The sequence below is a fragment of the Microlunatus endophyticus genome, assembly GCF_014646195.1.
In the GTDB taxonomy this organism is placed as follows: Bacteria; Actinomycetota; Actinomycetes; order Propionibacteriales; family Propionibacteriaceae; genus Microlunatus; species Microlunatus endophyticus.
In genome coordinates, this window is record NZ_BMMZ01000015.1 from 104,311 (window position 1) to 121,115 (window position 16,805).

19 protein-coding genes and 1 tRNA gene are annotated in these 16,805 nt (G+C 67.4%); 11 read left to right on the forward strand and 9 right to left on the reverse strand.

What is annotated here, in order from left to right; genetic code table 11:
- Nucleotides 1–5: 5 nt before the first annotated feature.
- A tRNA-Leu gene (locus IEY07_RS21740) sits at nt 6–79 on the forward strand.
- 178 nt (nt 80–257) lie between these two features.
- Here IEY07_RS21740 and IEY07_RS21745 read toward each other — a convergent pair.
- Nucleotides 258–893, reverse strand: a complete 636-nt coding sequence (locus tag IEY07_RS21745) for a TetR/AcrR family transcriptional regulator (RefSeq protein ID WP_188897837.1) — start codon at nt 891–893, stop codon at nt 258–260.
- Nucleotides 894–999: 106 nt separating this feature from the next.
- On the opposite strand from IEY07_RS21745, the gene IEY07_RS21750 reads away from it, so the two are divergent.
- A complete protein-coding gene (locus tag IEY07_RS21750; RefSeq protein WP_229670496.1) occupies nt 1,000–2,136 on the forward strand; it encodes an FAD-dependent monooxygenase in 1,137 nt (378 codons plus the stop codon).
- Nucleotides 2,137–2,237: 101 nt separating this feature from the next.
- Here IEY07_RS21750 and IEY07_RS21755 read toward each other — a convergent pair whose 3' ends face one another.
- From IEY07_RS21755 to IEY07_RS21770, 4 genes are all read right to left on the reverse strand, one after another.
- On the reverse strand, nt 2,238–3,029 hold the full coding sequence (locus IEY07_RS21755) for a hypothetical protein (RefSeq protein ID WP_229670498.1): 792 nt from the start codon (nt 3,027–3,029) through the stop codon (nt 2,238–2,240).
- A 160-nt stretch (nt 3,030–3,189) separates the two neighbouring features.
- Nucleotides 3,190–4,158 (reverse strand): aldo/keto reductase, encoded by a 969-nt coding sequence (locus IEY07_RS21760; protein ID WP_229670500.1) that lies wholly within the window; start codon nt 4,156–4,158, stop codon nt 3,190–3,192.
- 52 nt (nt 4,159–4,210) lie between these two features.
- Nucleotides 4,211–5,248 carry an NAD-dependent epimerase/dehydratase family protein gene (locus IEY07_RS21765; protein WP_188897840.1) on the reverse strand — a complete coding sequence of 346 codons (1,038 nt, stop codon included), beginning with the start codon at nt 5,246–5,248 and terminating at the stop codon, nt 4,211–4,213.
- A 34-nt stretch (nt 5,249–5,282) separates the two neighbouring features.
- Nucleotides 5,283–6,332, reverse strand: coding sequence for an aldo/keto reductase (locus IEY07_RS21770; RefSeq protein ID WP_188897843.1), 1,050 nt, complete (start codon nt 6,330–6,332; stop codon nt 5,283–5,285).
- On the opposite strand from IEY07_RS21770, the gene IEY07_RS21775 reads away from it, so the two are divergent.
- Entirely contained in the window at nt 6,331–6,951 is a 621-nt protein-coding gene (locus IEY07_RS21775; RefSeq protein WP_229670502.1) for a TetR/AcrR family transcriptional regulator, read from the forward strand. The genes IEY07_RS21770 and IEY07_RS21775 overlap by 2 nt on opposite strands.
- 16 nt (nt 6,952–6,967) lie before the next feature.
- Here the strand turns inward: IEY07_RS21775 and IEY07_RS21780 are convergent, their stop codons facing one another.
- Together IEY07_RS21780 and IEY07_RS21785 are read right to left on the reverse strand one after the other, a co-directional pair.
- Nucleotides 6,968–7,267, reverse strand: coding sequence for a hypothetical protein (locus IEY07_RS21780; protein ID WP_229670504.1), 300 nt, complete (start codon nt 7,265–7,267; stop codon nt 6,968–6,970).
- 850 nt (nt 7,268–8,117) lie between these two features.
- Entirely contained in the window at nt 8,118–8,870 is a 753-nt protein-coding gene (locus IEY07_RS21785; protein WP_229670505.1) for a hypothetical protein, read from the reverse strand.
- A gap of 159 nt (nt 8,871–9,029) precedes the next feature.
- On the opposite strand from IEY07_RS21785, the gene IEY07_RS21790 reads away from it, so the two are divergent.
- The 4 genes from IEY07_RS21790 (at nt 9,030) to IEY07_RS21805 (ending at nt 11,633) form a co-directional block, all read left to right on the forward strand.
- Nucleotides 9,030–9,431, forward strand: coding sequence for a hypothetical protein (locus IEY07_RS21790; RefSeq protein WP_188897848.1), 402 nt, complete (start codon nt 9,030–9,032; stop codon nt 9,429–9,431).
- A complete protein-coding gene (locus IEY07_RS21795) occupies nt 9,428–10,177 on the forward strand; it encodes an SDR family oxidoreductase (RefSeq protein WP_188897850.1) in 750 nt (249 codons plus the stop codon). Before IEY07_RS21790 ends, IEY07_RS21795 begins: the two co-directional genes overlap by 4 nt.
- 42 nt (nt 10,178–10,219) lie before the next feature.
- On the forward strand, nt 10,220–11,104 hold the full coding sequence (gene sigJ, locus IEY07_RS21800; protein WP_188897852.1) for an RNA polymerase sigma factor SigJ: 885 nt from the start codon (nt 10,220–10,222) through the stop codon (nt 11,102–11,104).
- A 76-nt stretch (nt 11,105–11,180) separates the two neighbouring features.
- Nucleotides 11,181–11,633: a carboxymuconolactone decarboxylase family protein gene (locus IEY07_RS21805; protein WP_188897854.1), complete on the forward strand. Its 453-nt coding sequence runs from the start codon at nt 11,181–11,183 to the stop codon at nt 11,631–11,633.
- Between the two features lie 124 nt (nt 11,634–11,757).
- On the opposite strand, the gene IEY07_RS21810 is transcribed toward IEY07_RS21805, so the two are convergent.
- Nucleotides 11,758–12,381 carry a TetR/AcrR family transcriptional regulator gene (locus IEY07_RS21810; protein WP_188897855.1) on the reverse strand — a complete coding sequence of 208 codons (624 nt, stop codon included), beginning with the start codon at nt 12,379–12,381 and terminating at the stop codon, nt 11,758–11,760.
- A gap of 66 nt (nt 12,382–12,447) precedes the next feature.
- Between IEY07_RS21810 and IEY07_RS21815 the strand changes: the two genes are divergently transcribed.
- Both IEY07_RS21815 and IEY07_RS21820 read left to right on the forward strand, forming a co-directional pair.
- Nucleotides 12,448–13,335, forward strand: a complete 888-nt coding sequence (locus IEY07_RS21815) for an NmrA family NAD(P)-binding protein (RefSeq protein ID WP_188897856.1) — start codon at nt 12,448–12,450, stop codon at nt 13,333–13,335.
- Nucleotides 13,332–14,027: an SDR family NAD(P)-dependent oxidoreductase gene (locus tag IEY07_RS21820; protein WP_188897858.1), complete on the forward strand. Its 696-nt coding sequence runs from the start codon at nt 13,332–13,334 to the stop codon at nt 14,025–14,027. Before IEY07_RS21815 ends, IEY07_RS21820 begins: the two co-directional genes overlap by 4 nt.
- 42 nt (nt 14,028–14,069) lie before the next feature.
- Here the strand turns inward: IEY07_RS21820 and IEY07_RS21825 are convergent, their stop codons facing one another.
- Nucleotides 14,070–14,648, reverse strand: coding sequence for a TetR/AcrR family transcriptional regulator (locus tag IEY07_RS21825; protein WP_188897860.1), 579 nt, complete (start codon nt 14,646–14,648; stop codon nt 14,070–14,072).
- Nucleotides 14,649–14,782: 134 nt separating this feature from the next.
- Here IEY07_RS21825 and IEY07_RS21830 point away from each other — a divergent pair, with 134 nt between their 5' ends.
- Both IEY07_RS21830 and IEY07_RS21835 read left to right on the forward strand, forming a co-directional pair.
- Nucleotides 14,783–15,664: an SDR family oxidoreductase gene (locus IEY07_RS21830; RefSeq protein WP_188897896.1), complete on the forward strand. Its 882-nt coding sequence runs from the start codon at nt 14,783–14,785 to the stop codon at nt 15,662–15,664.
- A gap of 113 nt (nt 15,665–15,777) precedes the next feature.
- Nucleotides 15,778–16,500, forward strand: a complete 723-nt coding sequence (locus tag IEY07_RS21835) for an SDR family oxidoreductase (protein ID WP_188897862.1) — start codon at nt 15,778–15,780, stop codon at nt 16,498–16,500.
- Nucleotides 16,501–16,805 lie beyond the last annotated feature (305 nt).

The following is a 16,805-nucleotide window of genomic DNA, read 5'->3' on the forward strand; positions in this document are numbered from 1 at the left end:
CTACGGCTCCCGTAGCCCAACCGGCAGAGGCAGGCGGCTTAAACCCGCCACAGTATGGGTTCGAATCCCATCGGGGGCACGAAAGTTCGAGCCTCGTGCGGTGCCTCCGCGCGATGGGAGGGTTCTCGAACTTTCCCGTCGACGGGGCTGACGTTCGCGTGTCGGTGGAAGACCTGGAGTCAGAGGATTCGCTGGGCCCATGACCAGTCCGCGCTGCTCCACGGATCAGTGGCGGGCGCTCATCATGGCGACGTGTGTTAGCTGGCGCGGGATTGTGTCGCGCGGAAGTTCTCGGCGGCGTCGGTCAGAGCGAGGTTGGCGTCGGCGCGCAGCGTCTTCGCGACAGTCTCGCGGCTCGTGTCGTTGAGGATGGCTGCGCCGATTCCGTCGGTGATGGCCTGGAGGACCGCGACGAGCCCGTGGGCGTGCGTGAGCGCGATGAGGGGGTGCAGTGCGGGATCGGTCTCGGCGATCGCGTCGGCGATCGCGTGCGCTTGATCGTTACGGAAGGCCAGGGCGCGGCGGCGCACCTGCTGGCTGCGCAGGCAGAGCGCTGCAAACTCGCCGCGCGCGATCGCGGAGTCGGCGAGGAAGCGGTCGACGTCCTCCTGGACGAGGACACGGATCGCGTCGGCCGGTGTGGTGCCCGGCTGCCGTTCGACGACGAGCCGGCGAGAGCGTTCGATCGTCTCTTCGGCTCTGTCGAGGACGAGGTCGGGCTTGGTCGGGAAGTAGTTGTAGACGGTCTGATCCGCGACCCCGGCGGCGCGGGCGATGTCGGAGACGGAGACGGCGTCGTAGCCGTGCTCGGCGAACAGGCCTGCGGCGACGTGCCCGAGCCGGTGCCGTGTCCGCAGCTTCTTCTGCTCTCGCACTCCCGGCGATGCGTCCATGGGCTCCATCATGCCAATAAAATATGGAGTTACTCCAACTTTGTGCTAGGGTCATCCGAAGTTGTAGTGACTCCAATTTGCGAGTCGCGATGTCGATGGGAGGAACATGATGCAGTCGAATGAGACGAACGGGTCGCCACGTGTGCTGATCTCCGGGGCGGGCTTCGCCGGGCTGACGACCGCGTTCTGGATGCGCAGGCTCGGCTACCAGGCCACGGTCGTGGAGACCGGGCCGGGGCTGAAGAAGGGCGGGACCCCCGTCGACATCCGCGACGAGACGATCGGGATCGTCGAACGGATGGGCATCCTCGACAAGATCCGCGCCAAGGCGCTGCCGCCACGCGCGACGGAGTTCGTGAACATCGACGGCGGGACGGATGCGCGGATGGAGGCCGAGACCCCGGGCGCGGACGGGACGGTGCGCTCGTATGAGATCCACCGCGACGATCTCCTCGCGATCCTGTTCGCCGAGGTCGAGAACGACGTCGAGCTGCTCTTCGGCAACTCCATCGTCGAGCTGACCGACGTCCCAGGCGGCGTCCGCGCGTCGTTCCGCGACGGCTCGGTCCGCGATTTCGAGATCGTTTTGGGCTGCGACGGCAACCACTCCGCCGTCCGCAGGCTGCGGTTCGGTCCCGAGAGCGACTACAGCCACTTCCTCAAGAACTACTTCACCGTCGCCATCGTCGACGACACGTTCATCGCCCCCGACATCACCCGGATCCTGAGCCTGCCCGGCAGGACGCTGATGCTGAACTCCTACGAGAACACCACCGACATCGTCCTGACGTTCCATGCCGACGAGGAGATCGCCTACGACTACCACGACGCCGACGAGCAGAAGCGCATCCTGCGCGACCGGTTCGCTGGTGCCGGCGCCCCGTTCACCGACATGGTCGAGAAGGCGGAAACGGCGGACAACTTCTACTTCGACAAGCTCAGCCAGATCAAGATGCCTGCCTGGACGACTGGACGGATCGCGCTGGTCGGCGACGCCGGCTACTGCGCCTCGCCCGCGGCAGGGATGGGCGGGTCGCTGGCGATCCTCGGCGCGACCGCCCTCCACGACGCCTTCGTCGCCGCCGATGGCGACATCGAGACCGCGTTCGCCGACTACGAGCGTCTCCTTCGGCCCACTGTCGAGCGAATCCAGACCGAGGCCGTGGACTTCGGTGTCGCCATGTTCTTCCCCGACACCGAAGAAGCCATCCAGACACGCAACGCCTACATCACCGGGAACTGAGCGGACTCAACCGGTCGGCGCCTCTTGGCTGCCGAGTGAACGGCCTGCTCCGTAGGCCGTGCGGCCAGGAGAGTTCGGCGAGAAGCAGTCGCTCGAGCTCGTCAGAGATCGAGGAGTCGTTGTGCCCGACGCTCGTCGACCCCGCCTCGCCATCCGGCGAGGGGCATGGTGATATCGGAGCGAGGATTGCCGCCGGTCGAGGCCGCGCGCACCTCGCTCATGGGAACGAACCGGTCCCAACTCGGGCCGGGCGCCGGGCTGGGAAGGACGCCGAACTCGGCCAGCCCGATCAAGATGCCGTAACGCTGGTACTTGTCCGTTCCGGCGACGATCTTGGCGCGGGCCATCGCCTTCTCCAGCCCGGACGCGGTGGTCCCGGGCGGCCGGGCGGCGATGAGAGCGATCAGTTCCGCGAGCCGCGCCCGGTCGTCGCCGGTCGGTGCCGGCAGCCCCTCGGCGACGGCTGCTTCGAGATCCGGGAGGTAGAGCCAGGGCTGTTCGTTCCACGACCAACCCAGGGCGAGCCGGAGCAGAGCCTCGGTGACATCGACCTCATGCCTGGTGCCGCGGACCGCCTCCAGCCCGCAGTCCGGCAACTCGCCGTCCTCAACTGAGGCAGTGCGGAGGAACCGTGCCCACCCGTAGGAGATGATCGTCTGACGCCCGCGGGGCGAGCTTCCCAAGCCCGCGACATACGCGGCGAGCACAGCATCAGGGTCCAGCGCCTCGGCAGCTGCGATCGATCGGTCGAGCACCCCTGAGGGCGCCCATTCCTCGGTCGTTCCTACTGGCCATCCGAATCCTGACGCCTCCGCGAGCACCTCGGCGTCTCGTGCCGTCTCCGCGCCGGTCACCGTACCCGCGCGGGTACGCCGGTACCCGTAGTACCGCATCAACGGCCCAAGCTCCTCCCCGCCCGGAATTCGACGAGGAGCCAACTGCACAACAGCAGACTACCGATCCGTCCAGGCTCAGGAACCGGATCATCCGCGTCGGTGAGTAGGCGCTCTCGTGAGCTTGTTCGCGTTCGAGAGGGGGCCATCCGCCGTTCGGTCAGCGTCGTGGGGTGACGCCGTTGAACCAGTTGTCGGCTGCTATGGCGCTGTCATGCTCCCGCCCGCCCGTTGCGCTCACTGCGTCGAGCGCCGTGATCTGTTGACTGCTGAGCGTGATACCTGCGGCCGCGGTGTTCTCACGGAAGTATGCGGTTCGTCGGGTGCCGGGGATGGGGACCACGTCGGGGGCTTTGGCGAGCAGCCATGCGAGGGCGATCTGTCCGGGTGTCGCGTCGACTTCGGTCCCGATCTGTTGGACAACCTCGATGGCGGTGAGGTTGGCCGCGAGGTTCTGATCGGAGTACCAGGGCATGCCGCGGCGATGGTCGGTTTCGCCAAGGTCAGCGCGTGAGGTGACGGTGCCAGTGAGAGCGCCGCGCCCGAGTGGACTGTATGGGACGAGCCCGATGCCGAGCTCGCGGGTGAGAGGGACGACCTCGCGCTCGATGGTGCGCTCCCACAGCGACCACTCCGTCTCGATCGCGGTGATGGGGTGCACGGCGTGGGCGCGCCGAATGGTGTCGGGTGCGGCCTCGGAGAGTCCGAGGTGGCGGACCTTGCCCTCGGTAACGAACTCGGACATGGCGCCGATCGTGTCCTCGATCGGAATCGTCGGGTCTGCTCGGTGCAGGTAATAGAGGTCGATGTGATCCGTGCGGAGTCTGCGCAGGGAGCGTTCGAGTCGCTCTCTCGCGTATGCGGGGCCGCCGTCGATGCGCGCCTGACCTCCGCCGAAGGGCGCGGCGACGATCCCGAACTTGGTGGCGATCACGAACTGGTCGCGTCGACCGCTCATCGCGCGCCCCAGGACTTGCTCGCTGTCGCCGTACCCGTCGGAGGTGTCCAGCAAGCTGACTCCGAGCTGCTCGGCCGCATCGAGGATGTCGCGGGCTGCGGCGTCTTTGTCGAAGTCGCCCTGCCCGTAGGGGCTTCCGAAGCTCATCGCCCCGTAGCCGATCGCGCCCACGTCGAGTGCGCCGCTACCGTGTGATTCGGAGCCGAGGGGCGGACGGGAATGGTCATGCGAGTCTCGCTTTCTGCTCGTTGATGCCGTGCTCGATGAGGCTTCGAGCGCATTCGACCGCGGTCTGCTCCGCGGGTCGCGGCGTCCAGCCGAGGATGCGTCGTGCCTTCTCGGTGGTGTGGCGGTTGCGGCGGCCGAGGGAGATCGTGATGGCTTTGAGGGAGGGGTTGAAGATCGAGGCGATTCGCACGACGACGTTCGGCAACTGGCGGGTGGCAACCTGACCCGCCTGCTCGCCGAGAGCGGTCTTGAGGGCTTTGGCGATGTCGGCCATCCAGATGAACGGGCCGGTGCCGAGAAACCGCTGGCCGGCGGCTTCGGGGGTGGTCATGGCGCGGATGTGGAGGTCGACGAGGTCGCGGACGTCAACGACTTCCAGGCCAATCCGGGGGGCGCCGCGGAGTTGGCCGCGGAGCATCTGCTGGACGATCGACGCGGTGCCGACATTGTCGGCCGTCAGGATCGGGCCGAGCACGGCGCCGGGCAGCACGGTTGTCAGTTCGGTGGAGCCGTCGGTGGTGGCGATGAAGTCCCATGCGGCCTTCTCGGCGATCGTCTTGGAGCGGCGATAGGCGGGCAGCGACGGGTCGTCGATCGTCCAGAGTGTCTCGTCGGTGACGCCCTCGGTCGTGTAGGACATCGGGCTTGCCGCGTTCGCCGCGGAGGTCATCACCACACGCTTGACGCCAGCGCGGGTTGCGGCGCGCAACACGCGGAGGGCGCCGTCGCGGGCTGGGGCGATGAGCGCGTCGGCGTCGGTCTCGCCGCCGTGCCCGAGCGGGGAGGCGACGTGCAGCACGTAGTCGATCCCGTCCATCGCGGCATCCCACCCGTCGTCGGCCAGCAGGTCGGCGTGCACGAAATCGATCCTCCCAGCCGGGTCGACTGCGGTCGACACCGCGTCAATCACTGCCTGCTCCCGAGCGGTGGAGCGGACGGTGGTGCGCACGTCGTATCCGCGCTGGAGGAGGGCGACGATCGCCCAGCCGCCGACGTAGCCGGTGCCGCCGGTGACGAGGACCTTCTCGATCATGGTCGTGCTCCTTCGATGCGGGTGGTGGCGAGGCTCATTGGAGCGCCATTCCGGGGACGCGCTGACGGATGGCCTCCAGCTCGGCCTCGTCGGAGACTCCCTGCCAGTCGTACCGCGGCGTGTACGGTGCCTCCAGGGCGCGCACCTCGTCGTCGGAGAGCTCGACGTCCAGCGACGCCGCCGCATCATCGATCTGCTGGTTCGAACCGGCCCCGACGAGCGGCGCGGTCACGACGGGCTGGCGGCGCAGCCAAGCCAGCGCGATCTGCGCGCGGCTGACACCGTGCGCATCGGCGACCTTGCCGACCGCGTCGATGATGGCGTGGTTCGAGACTTCCTGCTCGGGCGAGTAGAGCGTGTCGGCGTAGGCGCCGTCCGTCTCGGAGCGGGTCGTGGAGCGGGCGTCGTCCCAGGAGCGGGCCAGACGTCCGCGTGCCAGCGGCGACCAGATGATGGTGCTGACCCCGTTGTCCAGGGCGAGGGGGATCATCTCGCGTTCCTCCTCGCGGGCGAGGAGGTTGTAGTGGTTCTGCATCGACACGAACCGCGTCCAGCCGTTGAGCTTCTGCAGGTGCAGCGCCTTCGCGAACTCCCAGGCGTGCATGGATGAGGCGCCGAGATAGCGGACCTTGCCGGCCTTCACGAGGTCGTGCAGGGCTTCGAGGGTCTCCTCCCACGGGGTCGTGTGGTCGTTGCGGTGAATCTGATACAGGTCGATGTAGTCGGTGCCGAGTCGCGTGAGGGAGTGGTCCACCTCCTGCATGATCGCCTTCCGCGACAGGCCGCGGCCGTTGGGGCCGAGGCGCATCGGGTGGCGCAGCTTCGTGGCGATCACCACGGCATCGCGATCGGCGAAGTCCTTGAGCGCGCGGCCAAGGATTTCCTCGCTGGAGCCGAGCGAGTACAGGTTCGCGGTGTCGAAGAAGTTGATGCCGGCTTCGAGCGCGTGCTTGATGAGCGGGCGCGCCTCGTCCTCGCCCTTCGACCAGACCGGGTGGCCGCGGTCCGGCTCGCCGTAGGTCATGGCGCCGATCGCGATGGGCGAGACGTCAAGGCCGGTCGTGCCGAGTTTGATGTAGTCCATGAGGTTCCCCTACAGTAGGTGGAGAGTTCTCCAGATACTGTATTGGAGAGGTCTCCACATAGCAAGTGAGGTCTTCATGGTCCGGTCAGACGCCCGGGAGAACCGGGCACGCATCCTCGCCGCCGCCCACGAGGCGTTCAGAGAGGACGGCGCCACCTCGATGAACCAGGTCGCCCAGCGCGCCGGCGTCGGCGCGGGCACTCTGTACCGCAACTTCCCCACGCGGGAGGCGCTTGTCCTTGCCGTCTACCAGGAAGAGGTCGCACGGATCATCGACCGTGCGCCGGTGCTGCTCGCCGAGAAGCCCCCGCTGGAAGCGCTCCGCGAGTGGACGACCGAGCTGGTCGAGGCGATGCGCCGCAAGCACGGCCTGGGCGACGCACTCAGCCCTAGCGCGCACCAAGCCATCAGTGAGCAGACCTACGGGCCAGTCATCGCCGCGATCGACGGCATCCTCGACGCGGGCAAGAATGCCGGAGCCATCCGCGGTGACGCCGACGCCGGCGACTTCCTCCAGTTCACCGGCGCACTGTGGCGGGCCGCGCCGGGGCCCGACGATCGCTCGCCCCGCATGCTCGGCCTCCTCCTCGATGGACTCCGCGCACCATCGCGGCAATGAGGCCCAAACACCGCCTCTACGTCAGACGCTCCTTGGCGCGGCGTCCGCGCGGGCGAATCTCAACCCCTGCCGCGGCCACCGCCCTTCTTACTGCCTGCTGGCTGACCCCGAACCGCAGCCCGACCTCCACGAGCGTCAGCCCGCTCACGTACAGACGCACGGCTTCAGGAGTGTCCGCCAGCGCGAGTCCTCGTTGACGCAGCGAGACCGAGCGACGGACCAAGTGCGCGGCGGCCGTCCTGGTGTAGATGCCGAACTTCCTGCTGACCTCGGCGATGCTCAAACCCGCGCCGTACAGGGCGACGAGCTCGTCCACCTGAGCGGCTGTCAGAAAAGTTTGAGTTTTCCCACTGAACGGATCAGCCGACCCCGGTCATCGGTAATCGAGGGCTCCGAGGGCCGCTCGTTGCGTTGGTACGCACCTCGAGATAGGCGGGAACCCACGGTTTTCAGGGCCGGGGAAAAGTTCTCAAACTCTCTACGAAGGTGCACGGCGGTTCGAGCCTCGTGCGGTGCCTCCGCCCGATGGGAGGGTTTTCGGACTTTCCCATCGACGGGGCTGGCGTTCGCGTGTCGGTGGAAGACCTGGAATTAGAGGATTCGCTCGGCCCATGACCAGCCCGCGCTGCTCCACGGATCAGTGGCGGGGCGCTCGCTGTGGTGACGTGTGTTGGCTGGCGCGGGATTGTGTGGCGCGGAAGTTCGCGGCGGCGTCGGTCAGAGCGAGGTTGGCGTCGGTGCGTAGCGTCTTCGCTACGGTTTCGCGGCTCGTGTTATCGAGGATTGCTGCGCCGATGCTGTCGGTGATGGCCTGGAGGATCGCGACTAGCGCGTGGGCGTGCGTGAGCGCGATGAGGGGGTGCAGTGCGGGGGCGGTCTCGGTGATCGCGTCGGTATGGGCGGGTCGTTGGCGAACGAATCCAGACCGAGGCCGTGGACTTCTGCGTCGCCTTGTTCTTCCCCGACACAGAAGAAGCCATCCAGGCGGGCAACGCCTACGTCACTGGGAACTGACAGGACCCAATCGGTCGGTGCCTCTTGGCTGCCGAGTGAACGGTCTGCTCCGTAGGCCGGGACAGCCGGCCGGCGACGATGTCAACGACCCGAACGCCGGCGAGTGCTAGGGCAGCCAAGGAGAGCTCGGCGCGAAACGGGCGCTCACCTCGTCAGAGATCGAGAAGTCGTTGTGCCCGACATGGGAACGAACCGGTCCCAACGGGGGCCGAGTGCCCGACTAGGAAGGATACCGACTCTGCCAGCCCGATTAAGGTGCCGTAAGGCTGGTACTTGTCCGTTCCGGCGACGACCTTTGCGCGGGCCATCGCCTTCCCCAGCCCGGACGCGGTGGTCCCGGGCGGCTGAGCGGTGATGAGGGCGATGAGTTCCGCGAGTCGTGCCCGGCCATCGTGGGTCGGGTTGGGCAGCCCCTCCGAGACGGCTGCTTCGAGATCCGGGAGGTAGAGCCAGGGCTGTTCGTTCCACGACCAACCCAGGGCGAGCCGAAGCAGAGCCTCGGTGACCATCGATCTCGTACAGCGTGCCGTGGACCACCTCCAGCCCACAGTCCGGCAACTCGCCACCCTCGACGGAAACGGCTCGGAGAACCGCGTCCACCCATACGAGATGATCGTCTGACGTCTCCGGGGCGCGCTTCCGAGCCCTGCGACGTAGGCGGCGAGCACAGCATCCGGGGCCCAAAGCGTCGACCGCCGCGATCGATCGATCGCGGACCTCTGAGGGCGCCATTCCTCGGTCGCTCCTACTGGCCATCCGAATCCTGACGCCGCCGCGACCACCTCCGCGTCTCGTGCCGTCTCCGCGCCGGTCATCGCACCCGTGCGGGTGCGCCGGTACCGGTAGTACCGCATCAGCGGCCCAAGCTCCTCCCTGCCCGGAATTCGACGAGGAGCCAACTGCACGACAGCAGACTACCGATGCGGAACTCACACCCCCGACGAATAGCCCTTCCTCGCCACGAAGCCTGGGACTCTTCGACGCCCTCCACGCAAGCCGGGTCGCCTCACACTTCGCTGTGCTGTGTCGTCTTGATGGGTATGAACTCCGTGTTTCGTCGAGTCGTGCTCGTGGTCGTGGCCGTGCTCGGCCTGTCTGTCGGGGTGTGGGCAGCCGGATTGCCGAAGTCCTTCTACTCGTCGTTTCCCGGTCTCGGGTTGCATTGGATCGAGATGATGGGCGCGTATGACGAGCATCTGGTCAGGGATGTGGGGTTCATGTATCTCGCGCTAAGCACGATCTCGATCGCCGCGGCGCTGAGCCGGACCGCGGCGGCCGGTCGCTTGGCGAGCCTGGGGTGGACAGTGTTCGGCGCGTTCCACTTCCTGTTCCACGTCACGCATCTGATGGGCGGTGTGGTGGACGTCGTCGGGAACATCGTCAGCCTGGGGCTGAGTCTCGCGCTCGGCCTGGCGCTGCTGTTCCCCAGCCGGGTGTGCGCGACGACGAGGGAGGCACGCGCATGAGCCGGATCGCGATCGCGGGGGCGACGGGCGCCGTCGGCAGGCATGTCGTGGCCGCCGCGCAGGCGGCCGGGCACGAGACGGTGGCGATCGCCCGCTCGACCGGATTCGACCTGGTGAATGGACGCGTTTTGACCGAGGCGGTCACCGGCGTGGACGCGGTCATCGATGTGTCCTCGATCGGCACCCTGTCAGCGAGGAGGTCGATCGAGTTCTTCGAGGCTGCGACGACGAACCTGCTCGCGGCGGACGAGGCGGCCGGGGTGCGGCATCATGTGGTGCTGTCGATCGTCGGCGCCGCGAAGTCAACCTCCGGGTATTACGCGGGCAAGGCCGCACAAGAGCGGTTGCTGATGGGATCGGAGGCGCCGTGGTCGATCCTGCGGGCGACGCAGGTCCACGAGTTCGCCGCCCAGATGGTCCAGCGCGGCACGATGGCCGGGATGATCCTGGTGCCGAAGATGCGCTCGCAGCCGGTCGCTGCGGCTGAGGTCGCCGTCGAGCTGGTGCGGATCGCCGACGGCGAGCCGGTCGGCCTCGCCCGGGATCTCGGCGGTCCTCAGGTCGCGCGGATGGCCGATCTGGTGCGCCGTTACCTGTGCGCGACCGGCAGCAAGGGTCGGGTGCTGGAGGTGCGGATGCCCGGCTCGATGGGCCGGATCAGCGCCGACGGCTCGCTGCTGGTCGGCCCGGATGCCAAGCTCGGCAGCGGGACTTTCGACCGATGGCTCGAGCGCTTGGAAGGGTGACGTCGGCGGAAGGCCCGGCTACGAACGAGAGGAACGGATGCGATGGGAGGCGCAGTGCACGATGAGGTCATCGCAGAGCGACGCCATCTGCTGTCGCTGGCCTTCCGCATGCTCGGCACCGTCGCCGAGGCTGAGGACGCCGTCCAGGAGACCTACATCCGCTGGTACCGGCTCGCCCAACAAGAGCGAGATCGGATCGACTCGCCGCGAGGCTGGCTGACGCGGGCCGCAAGCCGTGTCTGTCTGGACATGCTTTGCTCGGCGCGGGCTCGGCATGAGCAGTACGTCGGGCCGTGGCTGCCAGAGCCCGTCCCTGCCGCGGCCTTCGGCGCGAACGCGGGCGCCGACCCGCTGGACCGGGTGACGCTCGACGACACGATCAGCAGCGCCCTGCTCATGGTCCTGGAATCGCTTACGCCGGCCGAACGGGTGGTGTTCGTGCTCCACGACGTGTTCGCCGCTTCGTTCCCGGAGATCGCCGAGACGGTCGGCAGGAGTCCTGCCGCGTGCCGCCAGCTCGCGACAGCCGCGCGCCGCAAAGTCCGCGACACCCCGACCCGACAGGTCACCAGACAGGAGCACGACAGCGTCGTCCAAGCGTTCGCGGCCGCGACGCGCTCCGGGGAGCTCGGCCGGCTGATCGCGGTCCTCGACCCGAGCGCGGTGCTGCGCTCGGACGGCGGCGGCATCGTCACCGCCGCCCGCAATCCCGTCCTCGGTGCCGATCACGTCGCCCGGTTCATCCTCGGCGTGCTGCAGAAGCGGCCCGAGGTCGAGGTGCTGGAGCAGGAGACGAACGACGGCCTCGGCTTCGCCATGTGGGTCGAGGGCCGCATCATCGGCGTCATCACCCTGGAGGTCGCCGACGGTCTCGTCAGCGATGTGAAGATGATGCTCAACCCGATCAAGCTCTCCCTCTGGAACTGACCTCACACATCGCCCGCCCGTCTCGTCCTGATCAGTGAACGCGCACTCGCGCGACAGCACAGGAAGAGACACGACCATGGCGCACGCGAACATCGGCAAGACCCACCCGGCCGCCTACCAGGCGATGATGGAACTCAACAACCAGGCGGCGCATGCCGCCGCCGCAGCAGGGCTGGATGCGAAGCTGATCGAGCTGGTCAAGATCCGCGCCTCCCAACTCAACGGCTGCGCCTTCTGTCTCAAACTCCACGTCGGCGACGCGATCAAGCACGGCGAGACCTGGGACCGCCTCGCCGTCATCGCCGGCTGGTGGGAATCGCACTACTTCACCCCCGAGGAGCAGGCCGCCCTCCAGATCGCCGAACGCGTCACCCTTATCAGCGACCACGGCCACATCCCCGACCGCGGCGTTGACGAGGACCGCCTCACGGACCGGCAGGCCGCCGCGGTCACATGGCTCACGATCGTTATCAATGCCTGGAACCGCATCGCCATCACCAGCCACTACCCCGTCGCGCCGACAGCCTGAGCACGCGGGGACGCCGACGCGGCCAGGTGAGACAGCCGGGTTGACCTCTTAGGCTGCGAAGCTTCCCAACCTGGCAATACCACATGGAATTTTTGACCCTAGTAGTTCGCTGTTTCGCCCGGTCTCACCTGCTGGAGGACGGTGGGGGCAGGAGGGCGGTGACGACGTGTTGGGTCGTCGCGTGGGGGGTGAGCGGGGTCGCGGTTTCGTCCGGCATCTCCTGTCGCAGTGGGATAAGTCCGTAGAGGATGTCGGTGAGTAGGGGTCCGACAGCGGCGCCGAGGATGAGTGTCGCGTTCTGTCGTGCCAAGTCCGGGGTAGCTGCCCAGCACCTTTCGATGTGCCCTGCGAGCCCTGTGGTGGCGGTGCCGAGGAAAGTGTCGTGGATCTGGGCGGCCGCCTCGGGTAGTCGGGCGGCTTCGGTCACGCCCATCCGGCAGAAGCCGGCGATGGGAGCGTAGGTCAGCAGCTGCCCGAATCTGAGGCAGTAGCGCACGATCGCCTCGACGGGGTCGTCGCTGTAGCGCGAGGGGACCGCGAGTCGTCCTTCGAAGAGTTCATGACTGCGATCGACGCAGGCGGTGAAGAGGGCGTCCTTGCTCGAGAAGTGGGCGTACAGAGACCGCTTCGAGGTCGAGGCGGCGGCGGCGACGGCGTCCATGGAGGCGCGGTCGTAGCCCGACTCCAGGAACACGGTTTTAGCCGTGTCGATGATGTGGGCGTGCAAGGCGTCCCCTCGACGAGCCATTGTTGCCGCCCTTCTAAGTAAACGGTACGGTAGAGTCTACTTGAGTTGGATGTTCCGGAGGATTCCATGATCGTTGTTACCGCGCCCACCAGTCAGATCGGGAGCGAAGTGTTGCGGCGCCTCTTGCAGGGCGGCGAGGCGGTTCGGGTGGTCGTGCGCGACCCGGCGAGGCTTCCGGATGAGGTCCGCGACCGTGTCGAGGTCGTGCAGGGCACGCACGCCGACCCAGCGGTGGTTGACCGTGCGTTCGACGGCGCCGAGGCGCTGTTCTGGCTCGTGCCCGCCGCGCCCACTGCGCCGACGATTTACGACGCCTATGTGGGATTCGCGTTGCCGGCGGCGGACGCGATCGTCCGCCACCGGGTGCCGCGGGTCGTCTCGGTCTCCGCGCTGGGGGCCGGGGTGCAGACGTTCGCTGGTCACGTGTCGGCCACGCTGGCGATGGACGCCCTGATCCGCAGCACCGGAACGAGCACGCGGGAGCTGGCGAACCCGTCGTTTATGGACAACATGCTGCGCGATGTGGTCTCGATCCGCGACCGGGGTGTTTTCAGCGGAACCTTGCCGGCCGACCTGGCGCTGCCGACGGTCGCCACCAGGGACATCGGTGCCGCAGCCGCAGGGCTTCTGGCCGACCACTCCTGGACGGGGCAGCAGATCGCCCCGCTCCTCGGTGCGGAGGATCTCTCGCCGAACGATCAGGCGAAGATCCTGACCGAGGTCCTCGGCATGCCGGTCCGGTATGAGCAGGGCGACCGGGAGGCGTCGAAGCGGCGACTGATGGGCTTCGGCATGTCCGAGGCCGTCGCCGGCGCTCTGATGGCGATGGACGAGGCGAAGGAGCACGGACTCGACACGGCCGTGCCTCGGATGGCGGCCAACACGACGCCGACCACGTTCCGTCAGTGGGCCACCGACGTTCTCAAGCCTGCCGTCGAAGGCACCGGGCGATGACCGACACTGCAGGAACAGCGCTGGTTGTCGGCGCGAGTCGTGCGCTCGGGCTCGCCCTGACTGAGGAGCTCGCGGCTCGCGACTGGACCGTGATCGCCACCACCCGCGGAGGCCGTCGGACCGGTCTGCACGATCTTGCCGAGCGCGCGCACGGCAGAGTCGAGATCGAGACGCTCGACATGACCGACGCCGACCAGATCGCCGACCTGGGTCGCCGTCTCGCCGGGCGCGGTATTGACCTGCTGTTCATCAACGGCGCGATCGCGGGCGACAACGTTCCCGCCTCCGAGGTGCCCGTCGAGGAGTTCGCGACCGTGATGGTCACCAATGCACTCAGCCCCATGCGGGTGATCGCTGCGCTGGAACACCTCGTACCTCCCACCGGCACCATCGGCGTGATGTCATCGCGCCAGGGCAGCATCAGCCTGAACACCAACGGCGGGAACGACGTCTACCGCGCCAGCAAAGCGGCGCTGAACCAGCTCATGCGCAGCCGCGCGGCGCGACACTCCGACGACCCGCGCACGCTTTTGCTGATCCATCCCGGCCACGTGCAAACCGACCTCGGAGGGGCAGGCGCACCCCTCGCCATCGCTGACAGCGTCCCCAGGGTCGTCGACGTCATCTTGGCCCACCGGCACGACGGCGGCCTGCACTTCCTCGCCTACACCGACGAGACCGTCCCGTGGTAACACTCGGCGATCCGCCCAGTCGGCGTGACACTGAACCGGCGATCAAACGGCGTCGGTGAGGTAAGCGGTGCGTGCCTGGAGCTCGCTCAGGGCGGTCGCTGCGTGGGGCGCGAACGGGTCCGAGTCGGACGCCGCCCAGCGTTGAAGCGCGGTGCTGAAGGCGAGCATGGCGAGCTCGGCCGCGAGCTGTGCGGTCAGCGCTTCGACGCCGCGCTGCTGAAGGGCAGCGGTGATCGCATGGGCGATCGTACGTTGTTTGAGGAGGCCACGCTCTCGGACCTCGATGCTGGCGGCGGTGACGGCCCGGCGCCGCACTGCCTTCTCGCGCTGGTCGTCGGTCATCAGGGTGCCTGCGGATGCCAGCGCGGCGTTCAGGCATTGCATGAGGGTTGCCTCGGGTTCGGCGTCATGGATGCCCGCGGTGAAGAGTTCGACGAGTTGGTCCTCGTCGTCGAAGAGGATCTCGCGTTTGTCGGAGAAGTGGCGGAAGAATGTCGCTCGGTTCAGTCCGGCCCGATCCGCGATCTGCGCGACCGTGGTCGCTTCGTAGCCGTTCTCGGCGAAGAGGTCCAGGGCAGCGTCTTTCAGTCGTTCACGCGCATGTGGTGCCCATCTGCTCACGTTCGCAGTCTAGGTGTTGCGACTCCGTCTCGTCACTTGTACGCTACCCTTATGCGACTGGGTCGCATTCTTTGGTCGCGGCATGCGCGGCTCTCTGGTTCTGAGCGTTTCTTCTTGGTCGTGGGGTGTTCTTCATGCGGGTGTTCGTCACTGGGGCTTCTGGTTGGATCGGCTCGGCCGTTGTCGCGGAGCTTGTGTCGGCCGGTCATCACGTCGTCGGGCTGGCTCGCTGCGATGCCTCCGCCGACGCCGTGGCGGCGATGGGGGCGCAGGTGTTGCGTGGCGACCTCACTGACGTGGAGGCCTTGCGGCGGGGTGCTGTGGATAGTGAGGGCGTCATCCACCTGGCCTATCAGCATCATCTCGGTCAGATCGGGGGCGCCGAAAGCGACGGTCGGGCGATCGAGACCTTGACGACCGTGCTGGCCGGCACCGGCAAGCCGTTCCTGGTCACCGGTGCCACGCTGTCCGTTCCCGGCCGGGCGGCCACCGAGCGTGACCCTCTCGTAGCTGAGGGGCCCATCGCGGCCCGGATCCGCAATATGCAGGCTGCGCTCGCGGCCGCCGATCGTGAGGTCCGGGTGGCGCTGGTGATGATCCCGCGCTCGGTCCACGGTCGGGGTGAGCGGCACGGGTTCATTCCGCAGCTGGTCGCCCGAGCCCGCGAGGCGGGAGTCTCCGGCTATGTCGGCAGCGGCGAGAACCGCTGGCCCGCCGTGCACGTCAAAGACGCCGCCGCGCTCTACCGCCTCGCACTAGAGAAAGCGCCCGCAGGCTCCGTTCTCCATGCTGTGGGCGACGAGGGCGTGGCGGTCCGCGAAATCGCCGAAGCCATCGGACACGGCCTCGCCCTTCCTGCTCGATCCCTCCCCGCCGAGCAGTTCGGCTCGCCGCTCGCGCCGCTTCTGGGAGCGGACATGCCTGCCTCCAGCGCTCTCACCCAGAAGCTCCTGGGGTGGACACCTACCCATCCCAGCCTCCTCGCGGACATCGACCAGGGCCACTACTTCGCATGAGGACGACTTACGGGGCTCAGCCCCAGCCCGTAGCTCGGCGGTCGTGAACGAGGGGCGGTTCAGACGCCGAGCGCCAGGTCCCCGGCAACGGCAGCAACGGAAAGGAGCAGGGTATGGATCTGAGCAACGATGTCATCCTGATCACGGGCGGCACCTCCGGTATCGGGCTCGAGATGGCGAAGCAGCTGGCAGCGTTGGGCAACACCGTGATCGTCACCGGCCGTGACGAAGACCGATTGAGCCAGTTCCGCCAGTCCCACCCGGGGCTGTCCGCCTATCCAGTGGAGGTGACCGATCTCGCCTCGGTCGAGACGCTGTATCGCCAGCTCGTGTCCGACTTCCCGGATCTGAACGTTGTGATCAACAACGCGGGCCTGATGCAGAGCATCGACTTCCAGAGCTTCGCCCCGGCAAAGGTGGCCGATGAGGTCGCTGTCAACCTGGCCGGGCCGATCCTCGTGACCCAGGTGTTTCTGCCCCATCTGCTCAAGCAGTCCGAGGCGGCGGTTCTCAACGTCACCTCCGGTATCGCCTACTTCGCCTTCGACAAGGCGCCGATCTACAGCGCCTCGAAGCTTGGCCTGCACTCCTACACGCAGACGCTGCGCAAACAGCTGGCGGGCACGTCGGTGAAGGTGTTCGAGCTCGCGCCCCCACGCACCACGAAGCCCATGTTCAGCGGTTCCGAGGAAGACAACCGCCAGGTCGACCGCATCCCGAAAATGCCCATCGACCAGGTCGTGTCGACCATGATCAGCGGCATCCGGAGGAACCGCTATGAGATCCTGCCGGGCATGAGCAAGCTGCTACGCCTCCTCGGCAAGGCCCGCCTCTGACACCCCCAGAGCTCCTGGGGCACGACGTCTCGGCCGGCATGCTGCGTATGCGACGCGCGGCCCGCGCTGACGCTCTTCCACTCGGCGAAGGGCGGCTCGACCTCCCAACACTCGGCGTCGGCCGCTGTCGGATCTGTTGCGGTCGCCCGTCCGGGATCCACGATCGTCATGGGGGTGGTCGGCCAGAGCCGCCGTCCTAGCTGTCGCGGAGCGATGGTCGACGGACACGCCAGGACTAGTGTCGCGCGTCTGAAGTTCGTTGACGGGTGGCGTGAGGCAGGATTTCGTCGGCGGGTTTGGTCCAG

Coding starts and splice junctions, on each gene's coding strand:
- IEY07_RS21810 (WP_188897855.1), bottom strand. CDS start 12,381: ATGGCTCGTCGAGGGGACGCCTTGCACGCCCACATCATCGACACGGCT.
- IEY07_RS21835 (WP_188897862.1), top strand. CDS start 15,778: ATGGATCTGAGCAACGATGTCATCCTGATCACGGGCGGCACCTCCGGT.
- IEY07_RS21750 (WP_229670496.1), top strand. CDS start 1,000: ATGATGCAGTCGAATGAGACGAACGGGTCGCCACGTGTGCTGATCTCC.
- IEY07_RS21795 (WP_188897850.1), top strand. CDS start 9,428: ATGAGCCGGATCGCGATCGCGGGGGCGACGGGCGCCGTCGGCAGGCAT.
- IEY07_RS21755 (WP_229670498.1), bottom strand. CDS start 3,029: ATGCGGTACTACGGGTACCGGCGTACCCGCGCGGGTACGGTGACCGGC.
- sigJ (WP_188897852.1), top strand. CDS start 10,220: ATGGGAGGCGCAGTGCACGATGAGGTCATCGCAGAGCGACGCCATCTG.
- IEY07_RS21815 (WP_188897856.1), top strand. CDS start 12,448: ATGATCGTTGTTACCGCGCCCACCAGTCAGATCGGGAGCGAAGTGTTG.
- IEY07_RS21820 (WP_188897858.1), top strand. CDS start 13,332: ATGACCGACACTGCAGGAACAGCGCTGGTTGTCGGCGCGAGTCGTGCG.
- IEY07_RS21745 (WP_188897837.1), bottom strand. CDS start 893: ATGGACGCATCGCCGGGAGTGCGAGAGCAGAAGAAGCTGCGGACACGG.
- IEY07_RS21830 (WP_188897896.1), top strand. CDS start 14,783: ATGCGGGTGTTCGTCACTGGGGCTTCTGGTTGGATCGGCTCGGCCGTT.
- IEY07_RS21770 (WP_188897843.1), bottom strand. CDS start 6,332: ATGGACTACATCAAACTCGGCACGACCGGCCTTGACGTCTCGCCCATC.
- IEY07_RS21805 (WP_188897854.1), top strand. CDS start 11,181: ATGGCGCACGCGAACATCGGCAAGACCCACCCGGCCGCCTACCAGGCG.
- IEY07_RS21765 (WP_188897840.1), bottom strand. CDS start 5,248: ATGATCGAGAAGGTCCTCGTCACCGGCGGCACCGGCTACGTCGGCGGC.
- IEY07_RS21775 (WP_229670502.1), top strand. CDS start 6,331: ATGAGGTTCCCCTACAGTAGGTGGAGAGTTCTCCAGATACTGTATTGG.